24 protein-coding genes are annotated in these 24,666 nt (G+C 67.7%); 18 read left to right on the top strand and 6 right to left on the bottom strand.

Annotation, left to right across the window (positions count from 1 at the left end; genetic code table 11):
* Positions 1 to 7: 7 nt before the first annotated feature.
* The gene (locus tag AC5Y4F_RS23385; protein ID WP_067936036.1) at positions 8 to 1,624 is read left to right on the top strand and encodes an MFS transporter; all 1,617 of its coding nucleotides are present in this window, start codon (positions 8 to 10) and stop codon (positions 1,622 to 1,624) included.
* 46 nt (positions 1,625 to 1,670) lie between these two features.
* Positions 1,671 to 3,419 carry a proline--tRNA ligase gene (locus AC5Y4F_RS23380; RefSeq protein WP_067936030.1) on the top strand — a complete coding sequence of 583 codons (1,749 nt, stop codon included), beginning with the start codon at positions 1,671 to 1,673 and terminating at the stop codon, positions 3,417 to 3,419.
* Between the two features lie 164 nt (positions 3,420 to 3,583).
* Here the strand turns inward: AC5Y4F_RS23380 and AC5Y4F_RS23375 are convergent, their stop codons facing one another.
* Positions 3,584 to 4,030 carry a ferritin-like domain-containing protein gene (locus tag AC5Y4F_RS23375; protein WP_067936024.1) on the bottom strand — a complete coding sequence of 149 codons (447 nt, stop codon included), beginning with the start codon at positions 4,028 to 4,030 and terminating at the stop codon, positions 3,584 to 3,586.
* Positions 4,027 to 4,557 (bottom strand): hypothetical protein, encoded by a 531-nt coding sequence (locus AC5Y4F_RS23370; RefSeq protein ID WP_067936021.1) that lies wholly within the window; start codon positions 4,555 to 4,557, stop codon positions 4,027 to 4,029. The genes AC5Y4F_RS23375 and AC5Y4F_RS23370 overlap by 4 nt, the downstream gene beginning before the upstream one ends.
* A 216-nt stretch (positions 4,558 to 4,773) precedes the next feature.
* Here AC5Y4F_RS23370 and rimP point away from each other — a divergent pair, with 216 nt between their 5' ends.
* The 6 genes from rimP (at position 4,774) to AC5Y4F_RS23340 (ending at position 11,085) form a co-directional block, all read left to right on the top strand.
* Positions 4,774 to 5,307 (top strand): ribosome maturation factor RimP, encoded by a 534-nt coding sequence (gene rimP / locus AC5Y4F_RS23365; RefSeq protein WP_067936019.1) that lies wholly within the window; start codon positions 4,774 to 4,776, stop codon positions 5,305 to 5,307.
* Positions 5,304 to 6,359, top strand: coding sequence for a transcription termination factor NusA (nusA, locus tag AC5Y4F_RS23360; protein ID WP_067936016.1), 1,056 nt, complete (start codon positions 5,304 to 5,306; stop codon positions 6,357 to 6,359). The genes rimP and nusA overlap by 4 nt, the downstream gene beginning before the upstream one ends.
* 129 nt (positions 6,360 to 6,488) lie before the next feature.
* A complete protein-coding gene (locus tag AC5Y4F_RS23355) occupies positions 6,489 to 6,791 on the top strand; it encodes a YlxR family protein (RefSeq protein ID WP_499998960.1) in 303 nt (100 codons plus the stop codon).
* An 85-nt stretch (positions 6,792 to 6,876) separates the two neighbouring features.
* Positions 6,877 to 9,612 carry a translation initiation factor IF-2 gene (infB, locus tag AC5Y4F_RS23350; RefSeq protein WP_067936012.1) on the top strand — a complete coding sequence of 912 codons (2,736 nt, stop codon included), beginning with the start codon at positions 6,877 to 6,879 and terminating at the stop codon, positions 9,610 to 9,612.
* The gene (rbfA, locus tag AC5Y4F_RS23345; protein ID WP_067936009.1) at positions 9,612 to 10,100 is read left to right on the top strand and encodes a 30S ribosome-binding factor RbfA; all 489 of its coding nucleotides are present in this window, start codon (positions 9,612 to 9,614) and stop codon (positions 10,098 to 10,100) included. Before infB ends, rbfA begins: the two co-directional genes overlap by 1 nt.
* Complete coding sequence (locus tag AC5Y4F_RS23340) at positions 10,075 to 11,085, top strand: DHH family phosphoesterase (protein ID WP_499998956.1); 1,011 nt, start codon at positions 10,075 to 10,077, stop codon at positions 11,083 to 11,085. Before rbfA ends, AC5Y4F_RS23340 begins: the two co-directional genes overlap by 26 nt.
* Positions 11,086 to 11,206: 121 nt before the next feature.
* Here the strand turns inward: AC5Y4F_RS23340 and AC5Y4F_RS23335 are convergent, their stop codons facing one another.
* Complete coding sequence (locus tag AC5Y4F_RS23335) at positions 11,207 to 11,788, bottom strand: hypothetical protein (RefSeq protein WP_067936005.1); 582 nt, start codon at positions 11,786 to 11,788, stop codon at positions 11,207 to 11,209.
* Between the two features lie 58 nt (positions 11,789 to 11,846).
* Positions 11,847 to 12,596 carry an enoyl-CoA hydratase gene (locus tag AC5Y4F_RS23330; protein WP_067936000.1) on the bottom strand — a complete coding sequence of 250 codons (750 nt, stop codon included), beginning with the start codon at positions 12,594 to 12,596 and terminating at the stop codon, positions 11,847 to 11,849.
* Between the two features lie 101 nt (positions 12,597 to 12,697).
* Between AC5Y4F_RS23330 and AC5Y4F_RS23325 the strand changes: the two genes are divergently transcribed.
* Both AC5Y4F_RS23325 and AC5Y4F_RS23320 read left to right on the top strand, forming a co-directional pair.
* Complete coding sequence (locus AC5Y4F_RS23325) at positions 12,698 to 12,967, top strand: DUF2277 domain-containing protein (RefSeq protein WP_499998953.1); 270 nt, start codon at positions 12,698 to 12,700, stop codon at positions 12,965 to 12,967.
* A complete protein-coding gene (locus AC5Y4F_RS23320; RefSeq protein ID WP_067935995.1) occupies positions 12,964 to 13,533 on the top strand; it encodes a DUF1802 family protein in 570 nt (189 codons plus the stop codon). The genes AC5Y4F_RS23325 and AC5Y4F_RS23320 overlap by 4 nt, the downstream gene beginning before the upstream one ends.
* A 27-nt stretch (positions 13,534 to 13,560) precedes the next feature.
* On the opposite strand, the gene AC5Y4F_RS23315 is transcribed toward AC5Y4F_RS23320, so the two are convergent.
* Positions 13,561 to 14,148 carry a DUF3558 domain-containing protein gene (locus AC5Y4F_RS23315; RefSeq protein ID WP_067935992.1) on the bottom strand — a complete coding sequence of 196 codons (588 nt, stop codon included), beginning with the start codon at positions 14,146 to 14,148 and terminating at the stop codon, positions 13,561 to 13,563.
* 159 nt (positions 14,149 to 14,307) lie between these two features.
* Here AC5Y4F_RS23315 and pptH point away from each other — a divergent pair, with 159 nt between their 5' ends.
* The 5 genes from pptH to AC5Y4F_RS23290 all read left to right on the top strand — a co-directional run bounded on the left by pptH (position 14,308) and on the right by AC5Y4F_RS23290 (position 19,464).
* On the top strand, positions 14,308 to 15,285 hold the full coding sequence (gene pptH / locus AC5Y4F_RS23310; protein WP_067935989.1) for an ACP phosphodiesterase PptH: 978 nt from the start codon (positions 14,308 to 14,310) through the stop codon (positions 15,283 to 15,285).
* Positions 15,282 to 15,962, top strand: coding sequence for a 4'-phosphopantetheinyl transferase PptT (gene pptT, locus AC5Y4F_RS23305; RefSeq protein ID WP_499998949.1), 681 nt, complete (start codon positions 15,282 to 15,284; stop codon positions 15,960 to 15,962). Before pptH ends, pptT begins: the two co-directional genes overlap by 4 nt.
* Positions 15,959 to 16,876 carry a tRNA pseudouridine(55) synthase TruB gene (truB, locus tag AC5Y4F_RS23300; protein ID WP_499998946.1) on the top strand — a complete coding sequence of 306 codons (918 nt, stop codon included), beginning with the start codon at positions 15,959 to 15,961 and terminating at the stop codon, positions 16,874 to 16,876. Before pptT ends, truB begins: the two co-directional genes overlap by 4 nt.
* 115 nt (positions 16,877 to 16,991) lie before the next feature.
* Positions 16,992 to 18,194 carry a lipid-transfer protein gene (locus AC5Y4F_RS23295; protein ID WP_499998944.1) on the top strand — a complete coding sequence of 401 codons (1,203 nt, stop codon included), beginning with the start codon at positions 16,992 to 16,994 and terminating at the stop codon, positions 18,192 to 18,194.
* 7 nt (positions 18,195 to 18,201) lie between these two features.
* Entirely contained in the window at positions 18,202 to 19,464 is a 1,263-nt protein-coding gene (locus tag AC5Y4F_RS23290) for an acyl-CoA dehydrogenase family protein (protein WP_499998942.1), read from the top strand.
* 92 nt (positions 19,465 to 19,556) lie between these two features.
* On the opposite strand, the gene mntR is transcribed toward AC5Y4F_RS23290, so the two are convergent.
* Positions 19,557 to 20,249: a manganese-binding transcriptional regulator MntR gene (gene mntR / locus AC5Y4F_RS23285; RefSeq protein WP_067935978.1), complete on the bottom strand. Its 693-nt coding sequence runs from the start codon at positions 20,247 to 20,249 to the stop codon at positions 19,557 to 19,559.
* A gap of 110 nt (positions 20,250 to 20,359) precedes the next feature.
* Here mntR and AC5Y4F_RS23280 point away from each other — a divergent pair, with 110 nt between their 5' ends.
* From AC5Y4F_RS23280 to AC5Y4F_RS23270, 3 genes are all read left to right on the top strand, one after another.
* The gene (locus AC5Y4F_RS23280) at positions 20,360 to 21,334 is read left to right on the top strand and encodes a bifunctional riboflavin kinase/FAD synthetase (RefSeq protein ID WP_067935976.1); all 975 of its coding nucleotides are present in this window, start codon (positions 20,360 to 20,362) and stop codon (positions 21,332 to 21,334) included.
* Positions 21,335 to 21,725: 391 nt separating this feature from the next.
* Positions 21,726 to 21,995 (top strand): 30S ribosomal protein S15, encoded by a 270-nt coding sequence (gene rpsO, locus AC5Y4F_RS23275; RefSeq protein WP_007775081.1) that lies wholly within the window; start codon positions 21,726 to 21,728, stop codon positions 21,993 to 21,995.
* A gap of 397 nt (positions 21,996 to 22,392) precedes the next feature.
* Positions 22,393 to 24,648: a polyribonucleotide nucleotidyltransferase gene (locus AC5Y4F_RS23270; protein WP_197520589.1), complete on the top strand. Its 2,256-nt coding sequence runs from the start codon at positions 22,393 to 22,395 to the stop codon at positions 24,646 to 24,648.
* The last annotated feature ends 18 nt before the right edge of the window (positions 24,649 to 24,666 follow it).

Genomic DNA, 24,666 nt, shown 5'->3' with positions numbered 1-24,666 from the left:
ACCCTTTATGACGGCTCTCAACGATGCAGAGCGCGCAGGGCAGAAACTGGCCTCGGCGCGCCCCGATCGTCCGGCCCCGGCGAGCACTGCGCTCCCGGCGGAGACCGCCTCCAAGCCCCCGGCGGAGACCGCCCTGAAGCGCATCAGCAAGTACTACCCGGCGTGGCTGCCTTCTCGACGCTTCATCGCGGCGGTCATCGCGATCGGCGGTATGCAGCTGCTCGCGACGATGGACAGCACCGTCGCCATCGTCGCGCTGCCCAAGATCCAAAACGAACTCAGCCTTTCCGACGCCGGCCGCAGCTGGGTCATTACCGCCTACGTGCTGACGTTCGGCGGGCTGATGCTGCTGGGCGGTCGCCTCGGCGACACCATTGGGCGCAAGCGCACATTCATCGTCGGTGTTGCGCTCTTCACCATCTCATCTGTGCTGTGCGCGGTCGCCTGGGACGAGGCGACCATGGTCATCGCGCGGCTGTCACAGGGCATCGGGTCGGCCATCGCGTCGCCGACCGGTCTGGCGCTGGTGGCGACCACCTTCCCCAAGGGGCCCGCCCGTAACTTCGCGACTGCGGTGTTCGCGGCGATGACGGCGGTCGGGTCGGTGATGGGTCTGGTGGTCGGCGGCGCCCTCACCGAAGTGTCGTGGCGGCTGGCGTTCCTGGTGAATGTGCCGATCGGCCTGGTGATGATCTACTTGGCCCGCACCGCGCTGCGCGAAACCAACCGCGAGCGAATGAAGCTCGACGCCACCGGTGCCGTGCTGGCCACCCTGGCATGCACCGCGGCCGTGTTCGCCTTCTCGATGGGTCCGGAAAAGGGCTGGGTGTCGATCACGACGATCGGGTCTGGCGTGGTGGCGCTCGGTGCCGCCCTCGCCTTCGTCATCGTCGAGCGCACGGCCGAAAACCCCGTCGTCCCGTTCAACCTGTTCCGTGACCGCAACCGGTCGGTCACCTTCACCGCCATCTTCCTGGCCGGCGGGCTCATGTTCAGCCTGACCGTGTGCATCGGTCTGTACGTACAAGACATCCTCGGTTACAGCGCGCTGCGCGCCGGCGTTGGCTTCATCCCGTTCGTCATCGCAATGGGAATCGGCCTCGGCGTTTCCTCGCAGCTGGTGTCGCGGTTCTCGCCGCGGGTGCTGACCATCGGGGGCGGGATCCTGCTGTTCTGGGCGATGCTGTACGGCTGGGCATTCATGCACCGCGGTGTCGCGTACTTCCCCAACCTGGTGCTGCCCATCGTGGTCGGCGGGATCGGCATCGGTATGGCCGTCGTCCCGCTGACGCTGTCGGCCATCGCCGGCGTGGGCTTCGATCAGATCGGTCCGGTATCGGCGGTGACGCTGATGCTGCAGAGCCTGGGCGGCCCGCTGGTGCTGGCCGTCATCCAGGCCGTCATCACCTCTCGGACCCTGTATCTGGGCGGCACCAACGGACCGGTGAAGTTCATGAGCGATGCGCAGTTGTCCGCGCTGGACCACGGCTACACCTATGGGCTGCTGTGGGTGGCCGGCGTGGCCGTAATCGTCGGCGGCGCAGCGCTGCTGATCGGCTATACCCCCGACCAGGTTGCGCACGCGCAGGAGGTCAAGGACGCGATGGACGCCGGGGAGCTCTAGCTCACCCCGCACGGACCCTCTTCGCAGCACGCTAGGCTGGCCCGCTGTGATCACCCGGATGTCCCAGTTGTTTTTGCGCACCTTGCGCGACGATCCCGCCGACGCCGAAGTCGCCAGCCACAAGCTTTTGATCCGGGCAGGTTACATAAGGCCCGTCGCGCCGGGGCTGTACAGCTGGCTGCCGCTGGGATTGCGGGTGCTGCGCCGGATCGAGCGCATCGTCCGCGAGGAGATGGACGCCATTGGCGGACAAGAGATTTTGTTTCCCGCCCTGTTGCCGCGCGCACCCTATGAGACGACGAACCGGTGGACCGAATATGGCGACTCTGTGTTCCGGCTGCAAGACCGTCGCGGCAATGACTACCTGCTGGGCCCCACCCACGAAGAGCTGTTCGCCCTGACCGTCAAGGGTGAATACAGCTCCTACAAAGACTTTCCTGTCCTGCTGTATCAGATCCAGAACAAATATCGTGACGAAGCGCGGCCGCGGGCCGGCATCCTGCGGGTCCGTGAGTTCCTGATGAAGGACTCCTACTCGTTCGACATCGACGACGCCGGCCTCAAGGCCAGCTACCACGCGCACCGCGAGGCCTATCAGCGGATCTTCTCGCGCCTGCAGGTCCGCTACGTCATCGTGTCCGCCGTGTCGGGCGCCATGGGCGGCAGCGCATCGGAGGAGTTTCTGGCCGAAAGCGCGGTCGGTGAAGACACGTTCGTGCGGTGCCTGGAGTCCGGGTATGCGGCCAACGTCGAGGCCGTCGTCACCGCCCGCCCGGAAGCTCAGCCCATCGATGGGCTGCCCGAGCCGGTTGTGCACAACACCGGCGACACCCCGACCATCGCCACCCTGGTGGACTGGGCCAACCAGGCGGACTTGGGGCGCACCGTCACCGCGTCCGACACGCTGAAGAACGTCCTGCTCAAGGTCCGCCAGCCCGGCGGGGAGTGGGAGTTGCTGGCCATTGGGGTGCCGGGGGACCGTGAGATCGACGACAAACGGCTGAGCGCGGCGCTGGAACCGGCCGAATACACGCTGCTCGACGATGCCGACTTCGCCAAGTACCCCTTTCTGGTGAAGGGGTACATCGGGCCGAAAGCGTTGCAAAGCAACGGCGTTCGCTACCTGGTCGATCCGCGGGTGGTGGAGGGCACCAGCTGGATCACCGGGGCCGACGAAACCGGGCGGCACGTCGTCGGATTGGTGGCTGGCCGGGACTTCACCGCCGACGGCACCATCGAGGCCGCCGAGGTGCGCGACGGTGACCCGTCGCCGGATGGCGCGGGCCCGCTGGTCTCGGCGCGCGGTATCGAGGTCGCCCACATCTTTCAGCTCGGCCGTAAATACACCGACGCCTTCACCGTCGATGTGCTCGGTGAGGACGGCAAGCCGGTCCGCCTGACCATGGGCTCCTATGGCCTGGGGGTGTCGCGGATGGTGGCCGTCATCGCCGAGCAGCACCACGACGAACTGGGTTTGCGCTGGCCGTCGGCCGTCGCACCGTTCGACGTTCATCTGGTGATCGCCAACAAAGACGCGGAAGCCCGTACGGGTGCCGGTAATCTCGCCGCCGAGTTGGACGGGTTGGGCATCGAAGTGCTGCTCGATGATCGCCAAGCCTCACCCGGCGTGAAGTTCAAGGACGCGGAACTGCTCGGCGTGCCGTGGATCGTCGTGGTGGGGCGGGGCTGGGCGGACGGCGTGGTGGAGCTGCGCAATCGCTTCGGCGGCCAAACCCGCGAACTGGCGACCGGACCGTCGCTGGCCGCCGACATCGCGGCGGCACTGGGCGGCTAGTCCCGATGGTGGCGACCCGCTTCGCCCGGCTTTGCCGCGCTCGCGATCTCCACTAGTCCCGATGGTGGCGACCCGCTTCGCCCGGCTTTGCCGCGCTCGCGATCTCCACTAGTCCCGATGGTGGCGACCCGCTTCGCCCGGCTTCGCCGCGCTCGCGATCTCCACTAGTCGTTGCCGCCGGGGAAGCTGGTCGTGATGGGCCAGGCGCCCAGCACGCGGTTCCACCGGGCGGCCATGACCGCGCTCTGTACCAAGGCCGTCGACGCGAACGCACGGTCGGCGCCGGTCTCCGCGTGCTCGGCGACCACGCGCCACGCCCCCGCGCCGTCGTTCTCCATCCGTGCGGCCAGCCGCGCGGCATCGGCCGGACCGCCCACCACCATGGGCAGCTGGTAGCCGGGCGCGGCGATCGGGGCGGTCACCTTGCGGGCGTTCAGCATCGCGATGACGTCGTCGCGGCGCTGGCGGTGCTGCGTGAGCGCCTCCACCACCATGTCGTTCACGCTGGGCGGCGACAGCGCGGAGACGATGCCGTAGCCGTAGATCGTCGAATGCTCGATGGCCAGCGCGTCGCACAGAGCCGTGTTGTCGGCGTCCTTACCGGAGGTCATATCGACGGCCCCCCGGGCACTAGCGCAACCGTGTAAGACGCCGTGCAGGATGCGACGATCGAGGCGAGCAGCCCGGCCCGGTAGCCCGATTCGGTGCCCACCAATCGACTCGCGCTGTCGGCGGAGGCGCGCAACGCGTCGATCACGTCTGACACCGGCGGCGGGGGCGGTGGCGGCCCGGCCGGTTGGGCCTGGCTGGGGGTGGGCGTTTCGCTCGAGGACGACGTGGCGAGCTTGCCGGTCGCGCGCGCGATCTCCGCGGACAGCGCGCGGGCATGCGCGGCGCGCTGGTTGGCCACGACCGCCAGCGCGGCGGCGACCTGCGGCGGGTTCCCGACGGCCGCGGCGGCGGCGCCCGCCAGCGCACTGTCGTGGCGGGCCTGATCGAGCGGCCCCAGCAGTTGCTCGACTGGCGGGGGCTTGGGCGCGGGCTTGCCACAGGCGGTCGGCACGGCCCCGAGCGCAGCCAAAGCCACACCACCGGCGAGGATGTCTCGCCTGCTGATGAACGGAACTGCGCTAGGCACAAGGACATCCTGCCATCGGGGCGAAGACGGGCGAGACGCCAGGACGCGATCACGCCGTCAACCGCGAATCCTGGCGTATCGTTGATAGCTGGTTCGCGCAGAGGGCAGCCACTGACAGCAACGGTCGGAACCGCCGGACACCGGAAGTCATCTGCGAAGCCAACGGGGCGCCGACATCCGCCAGATGACCGGACAACTCAAGATGAGGAGCTCGCCGTGACCACCGGGCTACCGTCGCAGACGCAGGTGATCGAGCTACTCGGTGCAGAGTTTGCGCGCGCCGGCTTCGAGATCGAAGACGTGGTCATCAACGCCCGGACCCGCCCCCCGCGAATCATGGTGATCGCCGACGGCGACGACGGCCTCGATCTGGACACTGCAGCCGCGCTGTCCCGCTCGGCATCGGCGTTGCTCGACGGCGTGGACACCATCTCCGACCACTACGTGCTCGAGGTCTCCTCGCCGGGCGTAGACCGCCCGCTGACCAGCGCGAAGCACTTCCGCCGGGCCCGCGGCCGCAAGGTCGACGTCGTCCTGTCCGACGGATCGAAGCTGACCGGCCGGGTCGGTGCAACGACCGACGGGGCGATCTCGCTGGTGGTCCGCGCCGGGCGGGACTGGGCGGTGCGCGAGATCCCACTCGGTGACATTGCGAAAGCTGTTGTCCAGGTGGAGTTTTCGCCTCCTAACCAAGCGGAGCTGGAACTGGCGAGTATGGGTCAGGCCCGGAGGACGGAGACCGGAGCATGAACATCGACATGGCCGCACTGCACGCGATCGAGGTGGATCGGGGCATCTCTGTCAACGAGCTGCTCGAGACGATCAAGTCGGCGCTGCTCACCGCCTACCGGCATACCGAAGGTCACCAGAACGACGCGCGGATCGAAATCGACCGCAAGACGGGAGTCGTCCGGGTGATCGCCCGGGAGACCGACGAAGACGGCAACGTCATCAGCGAGTGGGACGACACCCCCGAGGGTTTCGGGCGAATCGCCGCCACCACCGCCCGCCAGGTCATGCTGCAGCGCTTCCGCGACGCGGAAAACGAGCGGACCTATGGCGAGTTCTCCACCCGCGAGGGGGAGATCGTCGCGGGCGTCATCCAGCGTGACAGCCGGGCCAATGCGCGCGGCCTGGTCGTGGTCCGGATGGGCACCGAGACGAAGGCGTCCGAGGGTGTGATTCCGGCGGCCGAGCAGGTTCCGGGCGAAAGCTACGAGCACGGCAACCGCGTTCGGTGCTACGTGATCGGGGTGACCCGCGGGGCTCGGGAGCCGTTGATCACCCTGTCGAGGACCCACCCGAACCTGGTTCGAAAGTTGTTCTCGCTGGAAGTTCCCGAGATTGCCGACGAATCGGTGGAGATCGTCGCCGTGGCCCGGGAAGCCGGCCATCGTTCCAAGATCGCGGTGAAGTCCAACCTTCCCGGCCTGAACGCCAAAGGCGCCTGCATCGGTCCCATGGGGCAGCGGGTCCGCAACGTGATGAGCGAGCTGTCCGGCGAGAAAATCGACATCATCGACTACGACGAGGATCCCGCGCGCTTCGTCGCCAACGCGCTGTCGCCGGCGAAGGTGGTGTCGGTCTCGATCATCGACCAGGCGGCTCGCGCCGCTCGCGTGGTGGTACCCGACTTCCAGTTGTCGCTGGCCATCGGCAAGGAGGGCCAGAACGCGCGCCTGGCGGCCCGGCTCACCGGCTGGCGCATCGACATCCGCGGGGACTCGCCCGGCGGTCCCGGGGGGCATTCGGAGAGCCAGTCCGAACACGGTGCCACCCACGGAATGGCGCACGACCGCTAGCGCCCGGGCGGGCCTGCAGCTGCCCACCCTCGGGTGGTTCTGACCATCGATTCGGTGACGCTAGACTGAGCCGTGATCCAGCGTGAGCCTTCGACCTTGGCGCACCGTCATGCGGGTGGACCCGTACGGATGTGTGTCGGGTGCCGGAAGCGAGAGCTGGCCGTCGAGCTGCTTCGAGTGGTGGCTGTGCCGAACGGGAACGGTGGCTTCGCCGTGATCGTTGACACAGGTAACAGCCTGCCGGGGCGGGGTGCGTGGCTGCATCCCGGACCGCAGTGCGCACAACAGGCAATCCGGCGGCGGGCTTTCACAAAAGCGCTGCGCATCACCGGTTCACCGGATACATCCGCGGTGGTCGAGCACATAGAGTTTCTCTGTGCGTCCGGCCGCCCGGCAACAGAACAGGTAGCAAAGAACATGAGCACACCGTGAAGTCCCGATGACTCGCATTCCTATGCGTTACAGCTAATCCCCGAGGCGCGGCCCCACAACTGTCGCCTCATAGACAGGAGATGTAGTGGCAGGTAAGGCCCGCGTACACGAGTTGGCTAAGGAACTCGGTGTCACCAGCAAGGAAGTTCTCGCCCGGCTGAATGATCAGGGCGAATTCGTCAAATCCGCATCGTCGACGGTAGAAGCCCCGGTGGCTCGTCGGCTGCGCGAGTCCTTCGGCGGCGGCAAGGCCGCCGAGAAGGCCCCCGCGAAAGCCGCGGCCAAGGCCGCCAAGGCCCCCGACAAATCGCTCGACAAGGCCCTCGACAGCGCCATCGGCAGCGCGGGTGGCAACGGCGAAGCGACGGCGACGCCCGCCAAGCCCGCCGGTCCCCAGGCCTCCGCCGAGGCCCCGGCGCGCCCGGGCCCCGCTCCCACACATCCGTCCGCGCCGTCCCCGGGGCAGCCGAAACCGCCCGCGCCTGGGCAGGCGCCGCGCCCCGGTATGACGCCGGGCCCGCGCCCGGGCCCGATGCCCAAGCCCCGCGCCCCGCGCGTCGGCAATAACCCGTTCTCGTCGGCGCAGCCCGTCGACCGGTCCATCCCGCGTCCGCAGGCGCCCCGTCCGGGAGCACCCCGCCCCGGCGCGCCGCGGCCGGGCGGCGCTTCCCCGGGCAACATGCCGCCTCGACCCGCCGGTGCCGGTGGGCCGGGCCGCCCGGCTCGGCCCGGCGCGCCGCGTCCCGGCGGTGGCCGTCCCGGTGGTCCCGGCGGTCGTGACGGAGGAGGCGGCAACTACCGCGGCGGCGGTGGCGGTGGAGTCGGTGCCCCGCCCGGAGGCGGCGGCGGTTTCCGTGGCCGTCCCGGTGGTGGCGGCGGTGGCCGTCCCGGCCAGCGCGGCGGTGCCGCCGGCGCTTTCGGCCGTCCCGGCGGTGCGCCGCGACGGGGCCGCAAGTCGAAGCGGGCGAAACGCGCCGAATACGAGAACATGCAGGCGCCGGTGGTGGGCGGAGTGCGGTTGCCACACGGCAATGGCGAGACCATCCGCCTGGCTCGCGGCGCGTCGCTGAGCGACTTCGCCGACAAGATAAACGCCAACCCGGCTTCGCTGGTGCAGGCGCTGTTCAACCTCGGCGAGATGGTCACCGCCACGCAATCGGTTGGCGACGAGACGCTCGAGCTGCTGGGCAGCGAGATGAACTACGTCGTCCAGGTCGTCAGCCCCGAGGACGAAGACCGCGAGCTGCTGGAGTCCTTCGATCTGAGCTACGGCGAGGACGAGGGCGGCGAGGAAGACCTGCAGACCCGGCCGCCGGTGGTGACCGTGATGGGTCACGTCGACCACGGTAAAACCCGACTGCTGGACACCATCCGGAACGCCAGCGTGCGGGAAGCCGAGGCGGGTGGCATCACCCAGCACATCGGTGCCTACCAGGTGGCCGTCGAACACGACGGGGTCGAACGGCCGATCACCTTCATCGACACCCCGGGTCACGAGGCGTTCACCGCCATGCGTGCCCGCGGTGCGAAGGCCACCGACATCGCCATCCTGGTGGTCGCCGCCGACGACGGCGTCATGCCGCAGACGGTGGAGGCCATCAACCACGCCCAGGCGGCCGACGTGCCGATTGTAGTGGCGGTCAACAAGATTGACGTTGAGGGTGCCGACCCGGCCAAGATCCGCGGGCAGCTCACCGAATATGGTTTGGTGGCAGAGGATTTCGGTGGCGATACGATGTTCGTCGATATCTCCGCCAAGCAGGGCACCAACATCGAGCAGCTGCTCGAGGCGGTGCTGCTGACTGCCGACGCGGCCCTGGACCTGCGGGCCAACCCCGACATGGAGGCCCAGGGTGTGGCGATCGAGGCGCACCTGGACCGCGGTCGCGGTCCGGTCGCCACGGTGCTGGTGCAGCGCGGCACGCTGCGGGTCGGCGACTCGGTGGTCGCCGGCGACGCGTACGGCCGGGTTCGTCGCATGGTCGACGAGCATGGCGAGGACGTCGAAGAGGCGCTGCCGTCGAGGCCGGTGCAGGTCATCGGTTTCACGTCGGTGCCCGGGGCGGGTGACAACCTGCTCGTCGTCGACGAGGATCGCATCGCCCGCCAGATCGCCGACAAGCGCAGCGCCCGCAAGCGCAACGCGCTCGCCGCGCGTTCCCGCAAGCGGATCAGCCTGGAGGACCTGGACTCGGCGCTGAAGGAAACCAGCCAGCTGAACCTGATCCTCAAGGGCGACAACGCCGGTACGGTCGAGGCGCTGGAAGAGGCCCTGATGGGCATCCAGGTCGACGACGAGGTGGCGCTGCGCGTCATCGACCGCGGCGTCGGCGGCATCACCGAGACCAACGTCAACCTGGCGTCGGCCTCGGACGCGGTGATCATCGGCTTCAACGTGCGTGCCGAAGGCAAGGCCACCGAGCTCGCTAACCGCGAGGGTGTGGAGATCCGCTACTACTCGGTGATCTACCAGGCGATCGACGAGATCGAGAAGGCCCTGCGCGGCATGCTCAAGCCGATCTACGAGGAGAACCAGCTGGGTCGCGCCGAGATTCGGGCGATCTTCCGGTCCTCCAAGGTCGGCATCATTGCCGGTTGCATGATCAGCAGCGGCATCGTGCGCCGCAACGCCAAGGCGCGGTTGCTGCGGGACAACATCGTGGTCACCGACAACCTCACGATCACCTCGCTGCGACGGGAGAAGGACGACGTGACCGAGGTCCGCGAGGGCTTCGAGTGCGGTATGACGCTGGGGTACTCCGACCTCAAGGAAGGCGACATCATCGAGTCCTACGAGTTGGTCCAGAAGGAGCGCACCTGATGGCCGACCCGGCCCGGGCGCGCCGTTTGGCCAAGCGGATCAACACGATCGTCGCCTCGGCGATCGAGTTCGAGATCAAGGATCCCGGGCTGGAGGGGGTCACCATCGTCGACGCGAAGGTGACCGCCGATCTGCACGATGCCACGGTTTTCTACACGGTGATGGGACGCACGCTGGACGACGAGCCGGATTACGGGGCTGCTGCGGCCGCGCTGGAACGGGCCAAGGGCGCGCTGCGCACGATGGTCGGGGCCGGCACCGGCGTGCGCTTCACGCCCACACTGACGTTCACCCGCGATACCACGTTGGACAACGTGCAGCGAATGGACGAGTTGCTCGCGCGGGCGCGCGCGGCGGATGCTGATCTGGCGCGGGTCCGTTCGGGGGCCAAGCCGGCTGGGGAGGCCGATCCATACCGGGAGAGCGGATCGGGTGGGGAGCCCGGCTTCGACGGGAGTATCGGTGACGACAACGAACACGAATACTGAGCTGGGCGGCGGCCCCAGGGTGGGGGCGCGCGTCGACGCCGCAGGCGCGGTCGAATTGCTGTCGCACGCCGACACGGTCGCGGTGATCGCACACGTGCATCCCGATGCCGACACCATCGGCGCTGGGCTGGCGCTGGGGCTGGTGCTGGACAAGTGCGGCAAGCACGTCGAGGTGAGTTTCGCCGAGCCGGCGGGACTGCCCGAGTCGTTGGCGTCGTTGCCCGGCTGCCGGCTGCTGGTCAGTCCCGATGCGATGCGTCGCGACGCCGATTTGGTTGTCACCGTTGATGTTCCGAGCGTCAAGCGGCTGGGCGCGCTGAGCGACTTGGCGGTGGCGGCCGACGAGGTGTTGGTCATCGACCACCACGCCTCCAATGATGTCTTCGGCACCGCCAATTTCATTGACGTGTCTGCCGATTCGACGACGATGATGATCGCCGACATTCTCGACGCCTGGGGCAAGCCCATCGATCCCGATGTCGCGCACTGCATCTATGCCGGACTGACCACCGACACCGGCTCGTTCCGCTGGGCCAGCGGGCGAGCCCTGCGGCTGGCCGCTCGGCTGGTCGACGGCGGCGTCGACAACGCCGCGATCAGCCGCACCCTGCTGGACAGCCACCCGTTCGGATGGCTGCCGTTGCTATCGCGGGTGCTGGCCTCCGCCCAGCTGTTGCCGGAGGCCGCGGGCGGCCGCGGGCTGGTGTATGCCGTTGTCGACCACCAGGATTGGGTCGGTTCACGGCCAGAGGAAGTCGAAAGCGTCGTCGACATCGTGCGGACCACGCAGCAGGCGGAGGTGGCCGCGGTATTCAAAGAGGTCGCGCCGCAGCAGTGGTCGGTGTCGATGCGGGCCAAAGCCGCGGTGGATTTGGCGTCGGTCGCGTCCGGGTTCGGCGGCGGGGGGCACCGGCTGGCGGCCGGCTACTCGACCAGCGGCTCGATCGAGGCCGCGGTGGCGTCGCTGCGCACCGCCCTCGACTAGCAGCATCTGGTTCGTGGTGATCGCAAGCGCGGCGGAGCCGGGCGCAGCGGGTCACCACCATGTGAGTTCGTGGTGATCGCAAGCGCGGCGAAGCCGGGCGCAGCGGGTCACCACCATCTAATTAAAACGCCCAGCTTCCCGAGCGCTGGACGACGAATCCGTGGTCGCCGCTGGTGGTGTCCAGGCAGGCGACGAGGTCGTCGGCTCCCACCGCACAGGTGACGTTGAGGTAGGTCAACTTCTGGCCCACCGCCAGCGCCTTGCCCCCGGCCGGTAACTGGGCCGGGTTGCCGTCACATCCGCCGTAGGACATGCGGCTCAACTGGTATCCGGGGCCCTTGAAGTCCACCGAACCCACGAGACAATCGCCGGGTCGTGGACGGCCGCCGGGGACGGGTACGTCGTCCATCCCCACCATGTCGCCCTTGCACTTGATGTCCTGCGACGGCTGGGGTACGGGCGGCGGTCCGCCGTAGAAGTCACAGACCAGGGCCGGGCCCGCCGAGAAACTGACCCGTGGCGGGCTCCCCGGCGCGCCGGCGACCAGGTAGCCGTCGGCCGGTACGGCGGTGAAGGTGTCGAGGTTGGGAAATCCCGGTGGCGGCAGCGCGCCCGCGTGCGGCGCGAACACCGCGATCGCCGACGCGGCCGCCAGCGTCAGGCCGCACAGCATCCGCGCGGCGATTCCGACGACCGTATTCATCAGCTGATCGTATGGGGTGGGCCCGATCGGCGGGGGCGGACTGGCGCAGATCGCGACGTCAACGCACCTGCGAGCGCCCGCGTTGCAGCACGGCCTCCCGGTTGGCGGCGATATCGTCCCCGCTGGTCCGGAACTGCCGGGCCGCCGTGGCCTCTTGCCACAGCCCCGCGCTGATCTGCGCGTCGTCGATGCGGTGATAGGACGCCAGCAACGCTCGCACCGCATCCTGGTTGTTTCCGACGATCGACGCCGCCACCGCCCGCGCGGTGGGCAGCAGCTGGTCGTGGGGCACCACCTCGGTCACCAGCCCGGCACGCAGCGCGTCACCGGCCGACAGATAGTCACCGGTCATGCTCATCCGCCGGGCCAGCCCGACTCCCACCTTCTGCGGCAACCGCACGCTCAAACCCCAGGTGGGCAGCAGGCCCACCCGTGCGTGCGTGTCAGCGAAGCGGGCGTTCTCCGAGGCGATCAGGATGTCGCAGTACAACGCCAACTCCAACCCGCCGGTCACCGCGGCGCCGTTGATCGCACCGATCACCGGCTTGGTCAGCGCCGGCCACCGCGGCGAGATGTCAGGAAGCGCCGAGGAGCCGCCCAGTTCTTTGAGATCCAGTCCCGCGCAGAACACCGGGTCGGCGCCGGTGACGATGACGACGTCGACCTCCTCGTCGGTTTCGGCGTCGGCCAATGCGCCGAAGAAGCGGTCCCGCAATGCCGAAGACAGGGCGTTGCGCGACTGGGGCCGATTGAGGGTCAGGGTGCGCACTCGTTCGTCGGTGTCGATCAGCAGGATCTCGTCGGTCATCACATCACCGTAGCCAGGCGCCCGGATCAACCGGGCGCCGCCTCGCCGCCGGCGGAACCGTCGGGAAGCGGTGGCGCCGAGCAGCGCTTATCGTGGAAAAGATGTGCCGGAATATCACCGAACTGCGCGGTCTGCAGCCAGCGGCCACCGCCGAGGAAATCGCGGCGGCGGCCCGACAATACGTGCGCAAGGTCAGCGGCATCACCCACCCCTCGGCCGCTAATGCCGATGCGTTCGAGGTGGCGGTCGCCGAGGTCACCGAGACGACGACGCGGTTGCTGGGGCAGCTGCCTGCGCGGCGCCAGCCGCCCAAGACGGTTCCGCCGCTGCGCCGTGCCGAGGTGGTAGCGCGGATGGCGGCCGCGAAATGAACGTCGCCACCGAATCTCCCACAATTCCCGCGCTCAAGGAGTGGAGCGCTGCGGTGCATGCCCTGCTGGATGGCCGCCAGCGAGTGTTGCTGCGCAAGGGCGGCATCGGCGAGAAGCGATTCGAACTGGCCGCGCGCGAATTCCTTCTGTTCCCGACGGTCGCGCACAGCCATGCCGAGCGGGTGCGCGCCGAGCACCAGGACCTGCTGGCACCCGCCGCCGCCGACAGCACCGACGACGAGTTGGTGATCCGGGCCGCCGCGAAAGTTGTTGCGGCGGTGCCGGTTGAGCGCCCGGACGGCCTTTCGGCCATCGAAGATCTGCACATCTGGACCGCCGACTCGGTACGAGCCGACCGGCTCGACTTTCGTCCCAAGCACAAACTGGCCGTGCTGGTGGTGTCGGTGAGACCGCTGCTCGATCCGGTGCGCATCATCAGGACTCCGGAATACGGCGGCTGCAAGAGCTGGGTGCAGCTACCGGTGCGGGCGCCGTCGGCGGCGCCGGTGCACGACGACGTGGCGCTAGCCGCGGTCGCCGCCCGGGTCCGCGCCGCGGTTGGGTGACAACTCCGCCGGGGGTACGCGACCGGATCAGAACTTGTAATACGGGGCGAGGTCGTTGGCGCGTTGCAGATTGGTCTGCATGCAATCGACCTCGGGATTGGAATAGACGGTCGAGTAGTAAAGCGCCTGCTGCAGCACCCCGTAGCTGGTCCTGAAGACGACCATGCACGAGTAGTACCAGTAGCTGTTGTGGTAGGTCGGTTTGAGCACCCAGTACTGCGCGGCGCGGTGACCCGCGATCGTCGTCTCGACGGCGTCGGCGGGCAATGACTGCTCGTAGGTGCGCCAGATGATCGGCTCGACGGCCACCTGATAATTCCCTGCGTCGAAGTGGCAGCGCAGCCCGTCTTCGTGCTCGGGCGGCGTGAATCCCAGCCCGAGCCGCTGGATGACATCGAACGGAATGTCTTCGCACGCGTCGAAGGGGCGCGGATCGGTGGTCGCCACGATCGGGCTCTTCATGGTCGTTTCCATCGGCTGGGCGGTCGACCTCAGTTCGACGGGCCGATCGCCGACGCCCGACCCTGCCGGGGCGGTCAACAGACCCATCGTGCCCCCGATGGCCGCTGTGAGCAGCGCACCCAGCGCGCCCATCAGACGAACATTGGCGAACACGACACCCCCTGACGCCCCAGCGGCCCTTTCGGGGGAGTGTACAAGTCCCGCGCGGGACGTCACAGGCAAACCTGAACTTGTTCTAACTCGCCCGCTGGCCGGTCGAGATGACGCCCACGACACGGGCTTGCTCCGTTGGGGTCGTTAGGGTGGTTAATCGTGGCTGGGCATACATCGGGACGGGAACCGACCAACGGTGGGCAACCGACACTGTGGGCGGTGTCCGACCTGCACACCGGTCACCTTGGCAACAAGCCGATCACCGAGTCGCTGCATCCGTCCCATCCGGACGACTGGCTGATCGTCGCCGGGGATGTCGCCGAGCGCACCGACGAGATCCGTTGGGCGCTTGACCTGCTGCGACGGCGCTTCGCGAAGGTGATCTGGGTGCCGGGCAACCACGAGTTGTGGACCACCACCCGCGACCCGGTGCAGGTCTTCGGCAAGGCGCGCTACGAGTACCTGGTCAACATGTGCGACGAGATGGGTGTGGTCACGCCAGAGCACCCGTTCCCCGTCTGGACGGAGCGCGGCGGCCCGGCCACGATCGTGCCGATGTTCCTGCTCTATGACTACAGCTTCTTGCCGGAGGGGGCCACGAGCAAAGCCGAAGGCCTGACCATCGCGCGTGAGCGCAACGTGGTGGCCACCGACGAGTTCCTGCTCTCCCCGGAGCCGTACGCCACCCGTGAAGCGTGGTGCCGCCAGCGTCTCGAGATCACCCGTGCCCGCCTGGAAGAACTGGACTGGATGACACCGACCGTCCTGGTGAACCACTTCCCGCTGGTCCGCGACCCCTGCGACGCTCTGTTCTACCCGGAGTTCTCCCTGTGGTGCGGAACCACCAAAACCGCCGACTGGCACACCCGCTACAACGCTGTCTGCTCGGTCTACGGCCACCTGCACATCCCGCGGACCACCTGGTATGACGACGTGCGCTTCGAGGAGGTGTCGGTGGGCTATCCGCGGGAATGGCGGCGCCGCAGGCCGCCAAGCTGGCTGCGGCAGGTGCTGCCGGATCCGCAGTATGCGCCCGGGGACCTCAACGACTTCGGCGGCCACTTCGAGATCACTCCCGAGATGCGGCGACAGGCCGCGCAGTTCCGGGAACGGTTGCGGCAGCGGCAATCACGATGACGGAAGACACGCTGGTTTCCGCGGTACTGCCGGTGACGGACGGTCTCGCCTACTCCGAGGTGTATTCCGATCCGCCCGGTCTCGCGCCGCTGCCCGAAGAAGAGCCGCTGATCGCCAGGTCGGTAGCCAAGCGCCGCAACGAGTTCATTACCGTCCGGCACTGCGCCCGAGTCGCGCTGGGCGAGCTCGGCCTGCCACCGGTGCCGATCCTCAAGGGCGAGAAGGGAGAACCCTGCTGGCCCGAGGGCGTGGTGGGCAGCCTCACCCACACCGCGGGTTATCGGGGTGCGGTCGTGGGCCGCACCGACGCGGTGCGCTCGGTGGGCATCGACGCCGAACCGCACGACGTGCTGCCCGACGGTGTGCTGGACGCGATCACGCTCGAAGAGGAGCGACACGAGATCTCCGCCTTGCCCGCCGGGCTGCATTGGGACCGAATCTTGTTTTGCGCCAAGGAAGCGACCTATAAGGCCTGGTTTCCGCTGACCAAGCGATGGCTGGGTTTCGAAGATGCTCATGTCGTGTTCGACCTCGACCCGCCCGATGGGGGAACGACCGGAGTGTTCGTCTCCAAAATCCTGATCGATCCGGAGGCGCGGTCGGGTCCGCCGCTGACCGCGCTCAGGGGTCGATGGTCGGTCGAGCGCGGGCTGGTGCTCACCGCGATCGTGCTATGAGCGAAAGCCCCAGCGGGCCCGGAATAGTCGTCATCGACAAGCCGCCCGGGATGACCAGTCATGACGTGGTCGGCCGCTGCCGCCGGATCTTTTCCACGCGCAGGGTGGGGCACGCGGGGACTTTGGACCCCATGGCCACCGGCGTGCTGGTGATCGGCGTCGAGCGCGCCACCAAGATCCTCGGCCTGTTGACCGCGACCGAAAAGTCCTACACCGCCACCATCCGGCTGGGGCAGAGCACATCCACCGACGATGCCGAGGGCGAACTGCTGCACTGTGTCTCGGCGCGGCACCTGACGAGCGAGGCGATCGAATCCGCCGTGGGCGGCCTGCGCGGTGACATCGAACAGGTGCCGTCGACGGTCAGCGCTGTCAAGATCGACGGCAAGCGCGCCTACCGGTTGGCCCGCGAGGGCCAGGCCGTCGAGCTCAAGGCCCGGCCGGTGCGCATCGACCGGTTCGAGGTGTGCGACATCCGGCCCGGGCCCGCCGGCCAGGACGTGGTCGACCTGGACGTCGAGGTCGACTGCTCATCGGGAACCTACATTCGCGCCCTGGCCCGCGATGTCGGCGCCGCGCTGGGGGTGGGCGGGCATCTGACGGCGTTGCGGCGCACCCGCGTCGGGCGCTTCGTGCTCGATCAGGCGTACCCGCTCGACGAATTGGCGGAGCGCCCGCGACTCACTTACAGCCTGGACGAGGCTTGCCTGGCGATCTTCCCGCGCCGCGACCTGTCCGCCGAGCAGGCCGAGGCGACCGCCAACGGTCGGCCCCTGGCTCCGGCCGGGTTCAACGGTGTCTACGCCGCCTGTGACCCCGGCGGCCGGGTGATGGCGCTGCTGCGCGACGAGGGCGCGCGCACGAAGTCGGTGGTGGTCATCCGCCCGGCGACGATGCGGGACGGGACGTCCTGAGGAGGAGTCGGGCCTTTGGGTTGCGTCCGGCGACGATCTAACGGCCCCCGGCCCAACGGTTGGTTGGGCTACGTTGCACACTGAGGTATCTAGGCGGCCTACGGAAGGGGCTGAAATGTCCACCAAAACGTCCAACAAGGTCTACGTCGTCGGCGTTGGCATGACGAAGTTCGAAAAGCCGGGGCGCCGTGAGGGCTGGGATTATCCCGACATGGCCAGGGAATCGGGAACCAATGCCCTGAAGGACGCTGGCATCGATTACCGCGAGGTTCAGCAGGGCTACGTCGGCTACGTCGCCGGTGATTCGACGTCCGGACAGCGGGCGCTCTACGAGCTGGGCATGACCGGCATCCCGGTCATCAACGTCAACAACAACTGCTCCACCGGTTCGACGGCGCTCTTCTTGGCCGCGCAGGCCATTCGCGGCGCAACCGTCGACTGCGCGATCGCACTCGGCTTCGAGAAGATGCAGCCTGGCTCCCTAGGCGGGGGCGCCCAGGACCGCGAATCGCCGATGGCCAAGCACGTCAAGGCGATGGCCGACATCGACGAGTTCGCCATGCCCGTCGCCCCGTGGATGTTCGGCGCTGCCGGGCGCGAGCACATGAAGCAATACGGCAGCACCGCAGAGCATTTCGCCAAGATCGGTTACAAGAACCACAAGCACTCGGTCAACAACCCGTTCGCCCAGTTCCAGGAGTCCTACACGCTCGACGACATCCTGGCGGCGCGGATGATCTCCGACCCGCTGACCAAGCTGCAGTGCTCGCCGACCTCGGACGGTTCGGGCGCGGCGATCCTGGCCTCGGAAAGCTTCGTTGAAAGCCACGGTCTGGCCGGCCAGGCAGTGGAGATCATCGGCCAGGCCATGACCACCGACTTCGCGTCGACGTTCGACGGCAGCGCGAAAAACCTCATCGGCTACGACATGAATGTTCAAGCCGCACAACAGGTCTACGACCAGTCCGGGCTCGGGCCGCAGGACTTTCAGGTAATCGAGCTGCATGACTGCTTCTCGGCCAACGAACTGCTGCTCTATGAGGCCCTCGGCCTGTGCGGTCCGGGCGAGGCGCCCAAGCTGATCGATAACAACGACACCACCTACGGCGGTCGTTGGGTGGTCAACCCGTCCGGCGGCCTGATCTCCAAGGGGCACCCGCTTGGCGCGACCGGGCTGGCGCAGTGCGCCGAGCTCACTTGGCAGCTACGCGGGACAGCGGACAAGCGCCAGGTCGACAACGTCAGCGCCGCACTGCAACACAACATCGGGCTGGGCGGCGCCGCTGTCGTCACCGCCTATCAGCGCGCCGAGCGTTAAGGGCGCCATGATCGAGTGGTCCGACACCGACCTGATGGTCCAGAATGCCGTCCGCCAGTTTGTCGACAAAGAGATCCGCCCGCATCTGGACGAATTGGAAACCGGCGAAATGTCGCCGTATCCGATCGTGCGCAAGCTGTTCAGCCAGTTTGGCCTCGACACCATGGCCGCCGAGTCGGTCAAGAAGATGCTGGACCGCGAGCGCGCCAAGCAGAACGGCGAACAGGTCGACGATGAACGCGACGAAATGCCGGATGAAGCAGGCGGTTTCGGTGGCGGCGCGCAGGGGTCGATGATCGCGGTGTTGGTGTCCGAAATCGCCCGGGTCAGCATCGGGTTGCTCAGCACTGCGTCGGTGAGCCTCGGCCTTGGCGCGGCGACCATCATGAGCCGCGGGACGCTGGCGCAGAAGGAACGCTGGCTGCCGGAGCTGATGACGCTGGAAAAGATTGCGGCGTGGGCTATCACCGAGCCGGACTCGGGCTCGGACGCCTTCGGCGGCATGAAAACCTACGTCAAGCGCGACGGCGAGGACTACATCCTCAACGGGCAGAAGACCTTCATCACCAACGGACCATGCGCCGACGTTCTCGTCGTCTACGCCAAACTCGACGAGGGTGACCCCGGTGTCGACAAGCGCAACCGGCCGGTGCTGGTCTTCGTGCTCGATGCCGGCACGCCGGGCCTCACGCAGGGCAAGCCGTTCAAAAAGATGGGCATGATGTCCTCGCCGACCGGCGAGCTGTTCTTCGACAACGTGCGGCTGAGCCCGGACCGGCTGCTCGGCGAGTGCGAACAGCACGCCGACGGCGACGGCCGCGACAGCGCTAGGGCCAACTTCGCCGCCGAGCGGATCGGGATCGCGATGATGGCGTTGGGCATCATCGACGAATGCCACCGCTTGTGCGTGGACTACGCCAAGAACCGGACATTGTGGGGCAAGAACATTGGGCAATTCCAACTGATCCAGCTCAAGCTGGCCAAGATGGAGATTGCCCGGATGAACGTGCAGAACATGGTCTTTCACACCATCGAGCGCCAACAGGCCGGCAAGCCGCTGACACTGGCCGAGGCCTCGGCGATCAAGCTGTACTCGTCGGAGGCGGCCACCGAGGTGGCGATGGAGGCCGTACAACTGTTCGGCGGCAACGGGTACATGGCCGAGTACCGGGTGGAACAGCTGGCCCGCGACGCCAAGTCGCTGATGATCTACGCGGGCAGCAACGAGGTTCAGGTCACCCACATCGCCAAGGGGCTGCTGGCCGACTGAGCGTCTGTTCGCCGAGCGTGACGTCAGGGCGAAAAATGTCGCGAAAACTCGCCATGAGTTCACGCTGGGCGCGAGATGGAAGATCGGCGCCGCTAGGCCGTCACCCAGATGGCCCGGGCGGCCGGGCTGCCCAGGTCGACCGTCGTCTCGGCGCCGTCGCCGGAGTCGATCGCGACCGAAATCATGCCGGCGAATTCGCGACGGGTCAGGACCCGCAGGCGGGAATCGAGGTTGATGCCGACATCGGTGAAATAGCGCAACATCTCGGGGTCGGCGTCGGAGATGCGGGCGACCGTGCCGGTGTCACCGTCGTCGCACGCCCACAGCTGGCGGGCCGGCGGGGTGGGCACCTGGCCGTCGGAGGCCGGGATCGGGTCGCCATGGGGGTCGCGCTGCGGGAAGCCCAGTTTCGCGTCGATGCGGGCCACCAAGCGATCGGACACTGCGTGCTCGAGCACCTCGGCCTCGTCGTGCACCTCGTCCCAGGCGTAGCCGAGCTCGTTGACCAAGAAGGTCTCCAGTAGTCGGTGCCTGCGCACCATCTCCAGGGCCGCCCGCCGCCCCGCCTCGGTCAGCGTCACCGCGCCGTACTTCTCGTGGTCGACGAGGCCCTGCTCGGCGAGCTTGCGGATGGACTCCGAGGCGGTGCTGGCCGACACCCCGATCTTCTCGGCCAGCATCTTGGTGCTGACCTTCTCCCGTGACCACTCTTGGGCATTCCAGATGACCTTGAGATAGTCCTGGCCGACCGCGGTGATACCGCCACGCTCTTCGTCAGGCCTCACAACCAGAAGTTTAGGCAACCCACGCCTGATCCGGCCGCTCCCCGACATCATGGCGGGGCTCAGGCCCTCTGGATCTCCCGGCGGATCACTCGGCGCCGTAGGCTTGCGGCGTGCAGCGGTGGCGCGGCCAAGACGAGATACCCACGGACTGGGGCAGGTGTGTGCTCACGATCGGTGTGTTCGATGGCGTGCATCGGGGCCACGCCGAGCTGATCGCGCATGCCGTGAAGGCGGCGCGGGCCCGCAACGTCCCGACGGTATTGATGACGTTTGACCCACATCCCATGGAAGTGGTCTACCCCGGCAGCCATCCCGCGCAATTGACGACGCTGACCCGGCGCGCCGAACTGGTCGAAGAGCTTGGCGTCGACGTCTTCCTGGTGATGCCGTTCACGACCGATTTCATGAAGCTCACCCCGGAGCGTTACGTGCACGAGTTACTGGTGGAGAACCTGCACGTCGTGGAGGTCGTGGTGGGGGAGAACTTCACCTTCGGCAAGAAAGCGGCGGGCAACGTCGAGACCCTGCGGCGCGCGGGGGAACGCTTCGGGTTCGCCGTGGAGTCGATGTCGCTGCTGTCAGAGCATCACAGCAACGAGACTGTGACCTTCTCGTCCACCTACATCCGGTCCTGTGTGGACGCCGGCGACATGGTGGCGGCCACCGAAGCGCTGGGCCGCCCGCACCGCGTCGAAGGTGTGGTGGTGCGCGGCCACGGGCGCGGCATCGAGCTGGGTTACCCGACCGCCAACGTGGCGCCGCCGATGTATTCGGCCATCCCGGCCGACGGCGTTTACGCCGCGTGGTTCACCGTGCTCGGCCACGGACCGGCCACCGGCACCGTCGTCCCCGGTGAGCGCTACCAGGCGGCGGTGTCCGTCGGCACTAACCCGACCTTTTCCGGGCGCACCCGCACGGTCGAGGCGTTCGTCCTGGACACCACGGCCGATCTCTACGGCCAGCATGTGGCCCTGGATTTCGTGGCCCGGATCCGCGGTCAGCACAAGTTCGACTCCGTCAAGGAACTCGTGGCCGCGATGGGTCAGGACACCGACCGGGCTCGGGCTTTGCTGTCCGCGGGTTAACCCGCTGCGCTGTCCGCGGCTTGACCCGCTGCGCTGTCCGCGGCTTGACCCGCTGCGCTGTCCGCGGGTTGACCCGCTGCGCTGTCCGCGGGTTGACCCACTGCGGTCACATCCGCCACACCAGTCTCTGCGCAGGGGTACTCGATGTGCCCGCCTTCCAGCGACAACGCGTAAGCCCGCGGTTGTCGCTGAAAGGTGGGCAAAACCAGTGTTCTCCAAGGCAGGGACCAATGGGGCGGATGGGGCTCACGCGGCCAGTGCGGGCGCCGCGCCGTTTGTGCCCGGTGGCTGCGCCGCTGCTAAACTGCCGGACGACATCGGCGCGTGCTGCGGTTCGCGGTGGCCGCGCCTTGAACACTGCCTTTCGCGGACCGATTGATGGAGATAGTTCGTGGCGCTGACAGCCGAGCAGAAAAAAGAGATCCTGGGCAACTACGGCCTGCATGGCACCGACACCGGTTCGCCCGAGGCGCAGGTCGCGCTGCTGACCAAGCGGATCGCCGACCTGACCGAGCACTTGAAGGTGCACAAGCACGACCACCACTCGCGGCGCGGGCTGTTGCTGCTGGTCGGACGCCGGCGCCGGCTGCTCAAGTACGTCGCTCAGATCGATGTCGAGCGGTACCGCTCGCTGGTCGAGCGGTTGGGCCTGCGTCGCTGACACAACCTCTGCCGGGGCATCCGCGCCCCGCACGTTCCGAGCAATATGGCGGGCAGGGGTGGCCCGTGTAGAGTGAGGACGTTCTGGGCCTGTTCGGCCCGAACGAACGGTGCGGTCACGCAGATCCGCGTGTGCCGTTCCAGCGTGTCACTACGCACCCCCGAGGGAGCAGCCCAGTCTGCATCGGGCGGTCTTCGGTAGTGGCTGCCGGGCTCTCCGGATCTGGGGCAGGTCGGCCGCTTCGATCGATGGCCGTAGCCGTATACAGACTGCTCTTCTCCGAAAGCTCTCCAGGGTGATCGCGGACCCAACGGGTCGGTGAGCAACCCTGCGGGGCCTCTCCAGGTTGCGCGTGACGACGCGAAACAGCCGAATAAGAGAGGCCGTACGGACGTCCATGTCTGTCGCTGAAATTGAAGAGGGCGTGTTCGAGGCGACCGCCACCATCGACAACGGGAGCTTCGGCACCCGCACCATCCGTTTCGAGACCGGCCGGTTGGCCCAGCAGGCAGCTGGTGCCGTGGTCGCGTACCTCGACGAGGAGAACATGCTGTTGTCGGCGACCACCGCCAGCAAGAGCCCCAAGGAGCACTTCGACTTCTTCCCGTTGACCGTCGATGTCGAGGAGCGGATGTATGCCGCCGGCCGCATCCCCGGTTCGTTCTTCCGTCGCGAGGGTCGTCCCTCCACCGACGCGATCCTCACCTGCCGGCTCATCGACCGGCCGCTGCGCCCGTCGTTCGTTTCCGGGCTGCGCAACGAAATCCAGGTCGTGGTCACGGTCATGAGCCTGGATCCCAATGACCTGTACGACGTGCTGGCGATCAACGCCGCGTCGGCCTCGACCCAGCTAAGCGGCCTGCCGTTCTCGGGTCCCATCGGTGGGGTGCGGGTCGCGCTCATCGATGGCACCTGGGTGGCGTTCCCCACCGTGGAGCAGCTCGAGCGCGCGGTGTTCGACATGGTGGTGGCCGGCCGCAAGGTCGACGGTGACGTCGCGATCATGATGGTCGAGGCCGAGGCCACCGACAAGGTCATCGAGCTTGTCGAGGGCGGCGCCCAGGCTCCGACGGAAACCGTTGTGGCCGAGGGGCTCGAGGCCGCCAAGCCCTTCATCGCTGTGCTGTGCACCGCGCAGGAGGAGCTGGCCGGGGCCGCCGCCAAGCCCGTCGGCGAGTACCCGACGTTCCCGGACTACCAGGAAGACGTCTACTACTCGGTGGCCTCGGTGGCCACCGACGAGCTGGCCAAGGCGCTGACCATCGGCGGCAAGGCCGAGCGCGACGCGCGCACCGACGAGCTCAAGGCCGAGGTGCTGGAGCGGCTCGCCGACACCTACGAGGGCCGCGAAAAAGAGGTCAGCGCCGCCTACCGGTCACTGACCAAGAAGCTGGTGCGCCAGCGCATCCTGACCGACCACTTCCGCATCGACGGCCGCGGCATCACCGACATCCGCGCGTTGTCGGCCGAGGTCGCCGTGGTGCCGCGGGCGCACGGCAGCGCGCTGTTCCAGCGCGGCGAGACCCAGATCCTGGGTGTGACCACCCTGGACATGGTCAAGATGGCTCAGCAGATCGACTCGCTGGGACCGGAAACCACGAAGCGCTACATGCATCACTACAACTTCCCGCCGTACTCCACCGGCGAGACCGGCCGGGTGGGCTCACCCAAGCGGCGCGAGATCGGGCACGGCGCCTTGGCCGAGCGTGCCCTGCTTCCGGTGCTGCCCAGCGTCGAGGAGTTCCCGTACGCCATCCGTCAGGTGTCCGAGGCGCTGGGCTCCAACGGCTCGACCTCGATGGGTTCGGTCTGTGCGTCCACCCTGTCGCTGCTGAATGCCGGTGTGCCGCTGAAGGCTCCGGTGGCCGGCATCGCGATGGGTCTGGTGTCCGATGACGTCGAGGTCGACGGCAAGACCGAGCGCCGCTTCGTCACCCTGACCGACATCCTGGGCGCCGAGGACGCGTTCGGCGACATGGACTTCAAGTGCGCCGGCACCAAGGACTTCGTCACCGCGCTGCAGCTGGACACCAAGCTCGACGGCATCCCGTCGCAGGTGCTGGCCGGCGCGCTGGGGCAGGCCAAGGACGCGCGGTTGACCATCTTGGAGGTCATGGCCGAGGCGATCGACGCTCCCGACGAGATGAGCCCCTATGCACCGCGGGTCACCACCATCAAGGTTCCGGTGGATAAGATCGGCGAGGTCATCGGGCCCAAGGGCAAGGTCATCAACGGCATCACCGAGGAGACCGGCGCCCAGATCTCCATCGAGGACGACGGCACCGTGTTCGTCGGCGCCACCGACGGGCCCTCGGCGCAGGCCGCGATCGACCGCATCAATGCCATCGCGAACCCGCAGCTGCCGACGGTTGGCGAACGGTTCCTCGGAACCGTGGTAAAGACAACGGATTTCGGTGCATTCGTGTCGCTGCTGCCCGGGCGTGACGGCCTGGTGCACATCTCCAAGCTAGGCAAGGGCAAGCGGATCGCCAAGGTCGAGGACGTGGTGAACGTCGGCGAGAAGCTGCGCGTCGAAATCGCCGACATCGACAAGCGTGGCAAGATCTCGCTGGTTTTGGTGGAGGAAGACAACGCGGCTCCCGCCGATGCTCCGGCGGCCGCCCCTGCCGATGCCGCAACGGCGAGCAGCTGACTCGTCGGCCGGGACGCG

The organism is Mycobacterium sp. NGS56 (assembly GCF_059812425.1).
The sequence above is the reverse complement of the archived record's forward strand: the minus strand, read 5'-3'. Positions and strand labels throughout refer to the sequence as shown.

What these genes read in the sequence shown, in the direction of transcription:
- AC5Y4F_RS23385 (WP_067936036.1), top strand. Translation starts at nt 8, where the DNA reads ATGACGGCTCTCAACGATGCAGAGCGCGCAGGGCAGAAACTGGCCTCG.
- AC5Y4F_RS23375 (WP_067936024.1), bottom strand. Translation starts at nt 4,030, where the DNA reads ATGACCTCCGGTAAGGACGCCGACAACACGGCTCTGTGCGACGCGCTG.
- nusA (WP_067936016.1), top strand. Translation starts at nt 5,304, where the DNA reads ATGAACATCGACATGGCCGCACTGCACGCGATCGAGGTGGATCGGGGC.
- AC5Y4F_RS23355 (WP_499998960.1), top strand. Translation starts at nt 6,489, where the DNA reads ATGTGTGTCGGGTGCCGGAAGCGAGAGCTGGCCGTCGAGCTGCTTCGA.
- rbfA (WP_067936009.1), top strand. Translation starts at nt 9,612, where the DNA reads ATGGCCGACCCGGCCCGGGCGCGCCGTTTGGCCAAGCGGATCAACACG.
- AC5Y4F_RS23335 (WP_067936005.1), bottom strand. Translation starts at nt 11,788, where the DNA reads ATGAATACGGTCGTCGGAATCGCCGCGCGGATGCTGTGCGGCCTGACG.
- AC5Y4F_RS23330 (WP_067936000.1), bottom strand. Translation starts at nt 12,596, where the DNA reads ATGACCGACGAGATCCTGCTGATCGACACCGACGAACGAGTGCGCACC.
- AC5Y4F_RS23325 (WP_499998953.1), top strand. Translation starts at nt 12,698, where the DNA reads ATGTGCCGGAATATCACCGAACTGCGCGGTCTGCAGCCAGCGGCCACC.
- AC5Y4F_RS23320 (WP_067935995.1), top strand. Translation starts at nt 12,964, where the DNA reads ATGAACGTCGCCACCGAATCTCCCACAATTCCCGCGCTCAAGGAGTGG.
- pptT (WP_499998949.1), top strand. Translation starts at nt 15,282, where the DNA reads ATGACGGAAGACACGCTGGTTTCCGCGGTACTGCCGGTGACGGACGGT.
- truB (WP_499998946.1), top strand. Translation starts at nt 15,959, where the DNA reads ATGAGCGAAAGCCCCAGCGGGCCCGGAATAGTCGTCATCGACAAGCCG.
- AC5Y4F_RS23295 (WP_499998944.1), top strand. Translation starts at nt 16,992, where the DNA reads ATGTCCACCAAAACGTCCAACAAGGTCTACGTCGTCGGCGTTGGCATG.
- AC5Y4F_RS23290 (WP_499998942.1), top strand. Translation starts at nt 18,202, where the DNA reads ATGATCGAGTGGTCCGACACCGACCTGATGGTCCAGAATGCCGTCCGC.
- AC5Y4F_RS23270 (WP_197520589.1), top strand. Translation starts at nt 22,393, where the DNA reads ATGTCTGTCGCTGAAATTGAAGAGGGCGTGTTCGAGGCGACCGCCACC.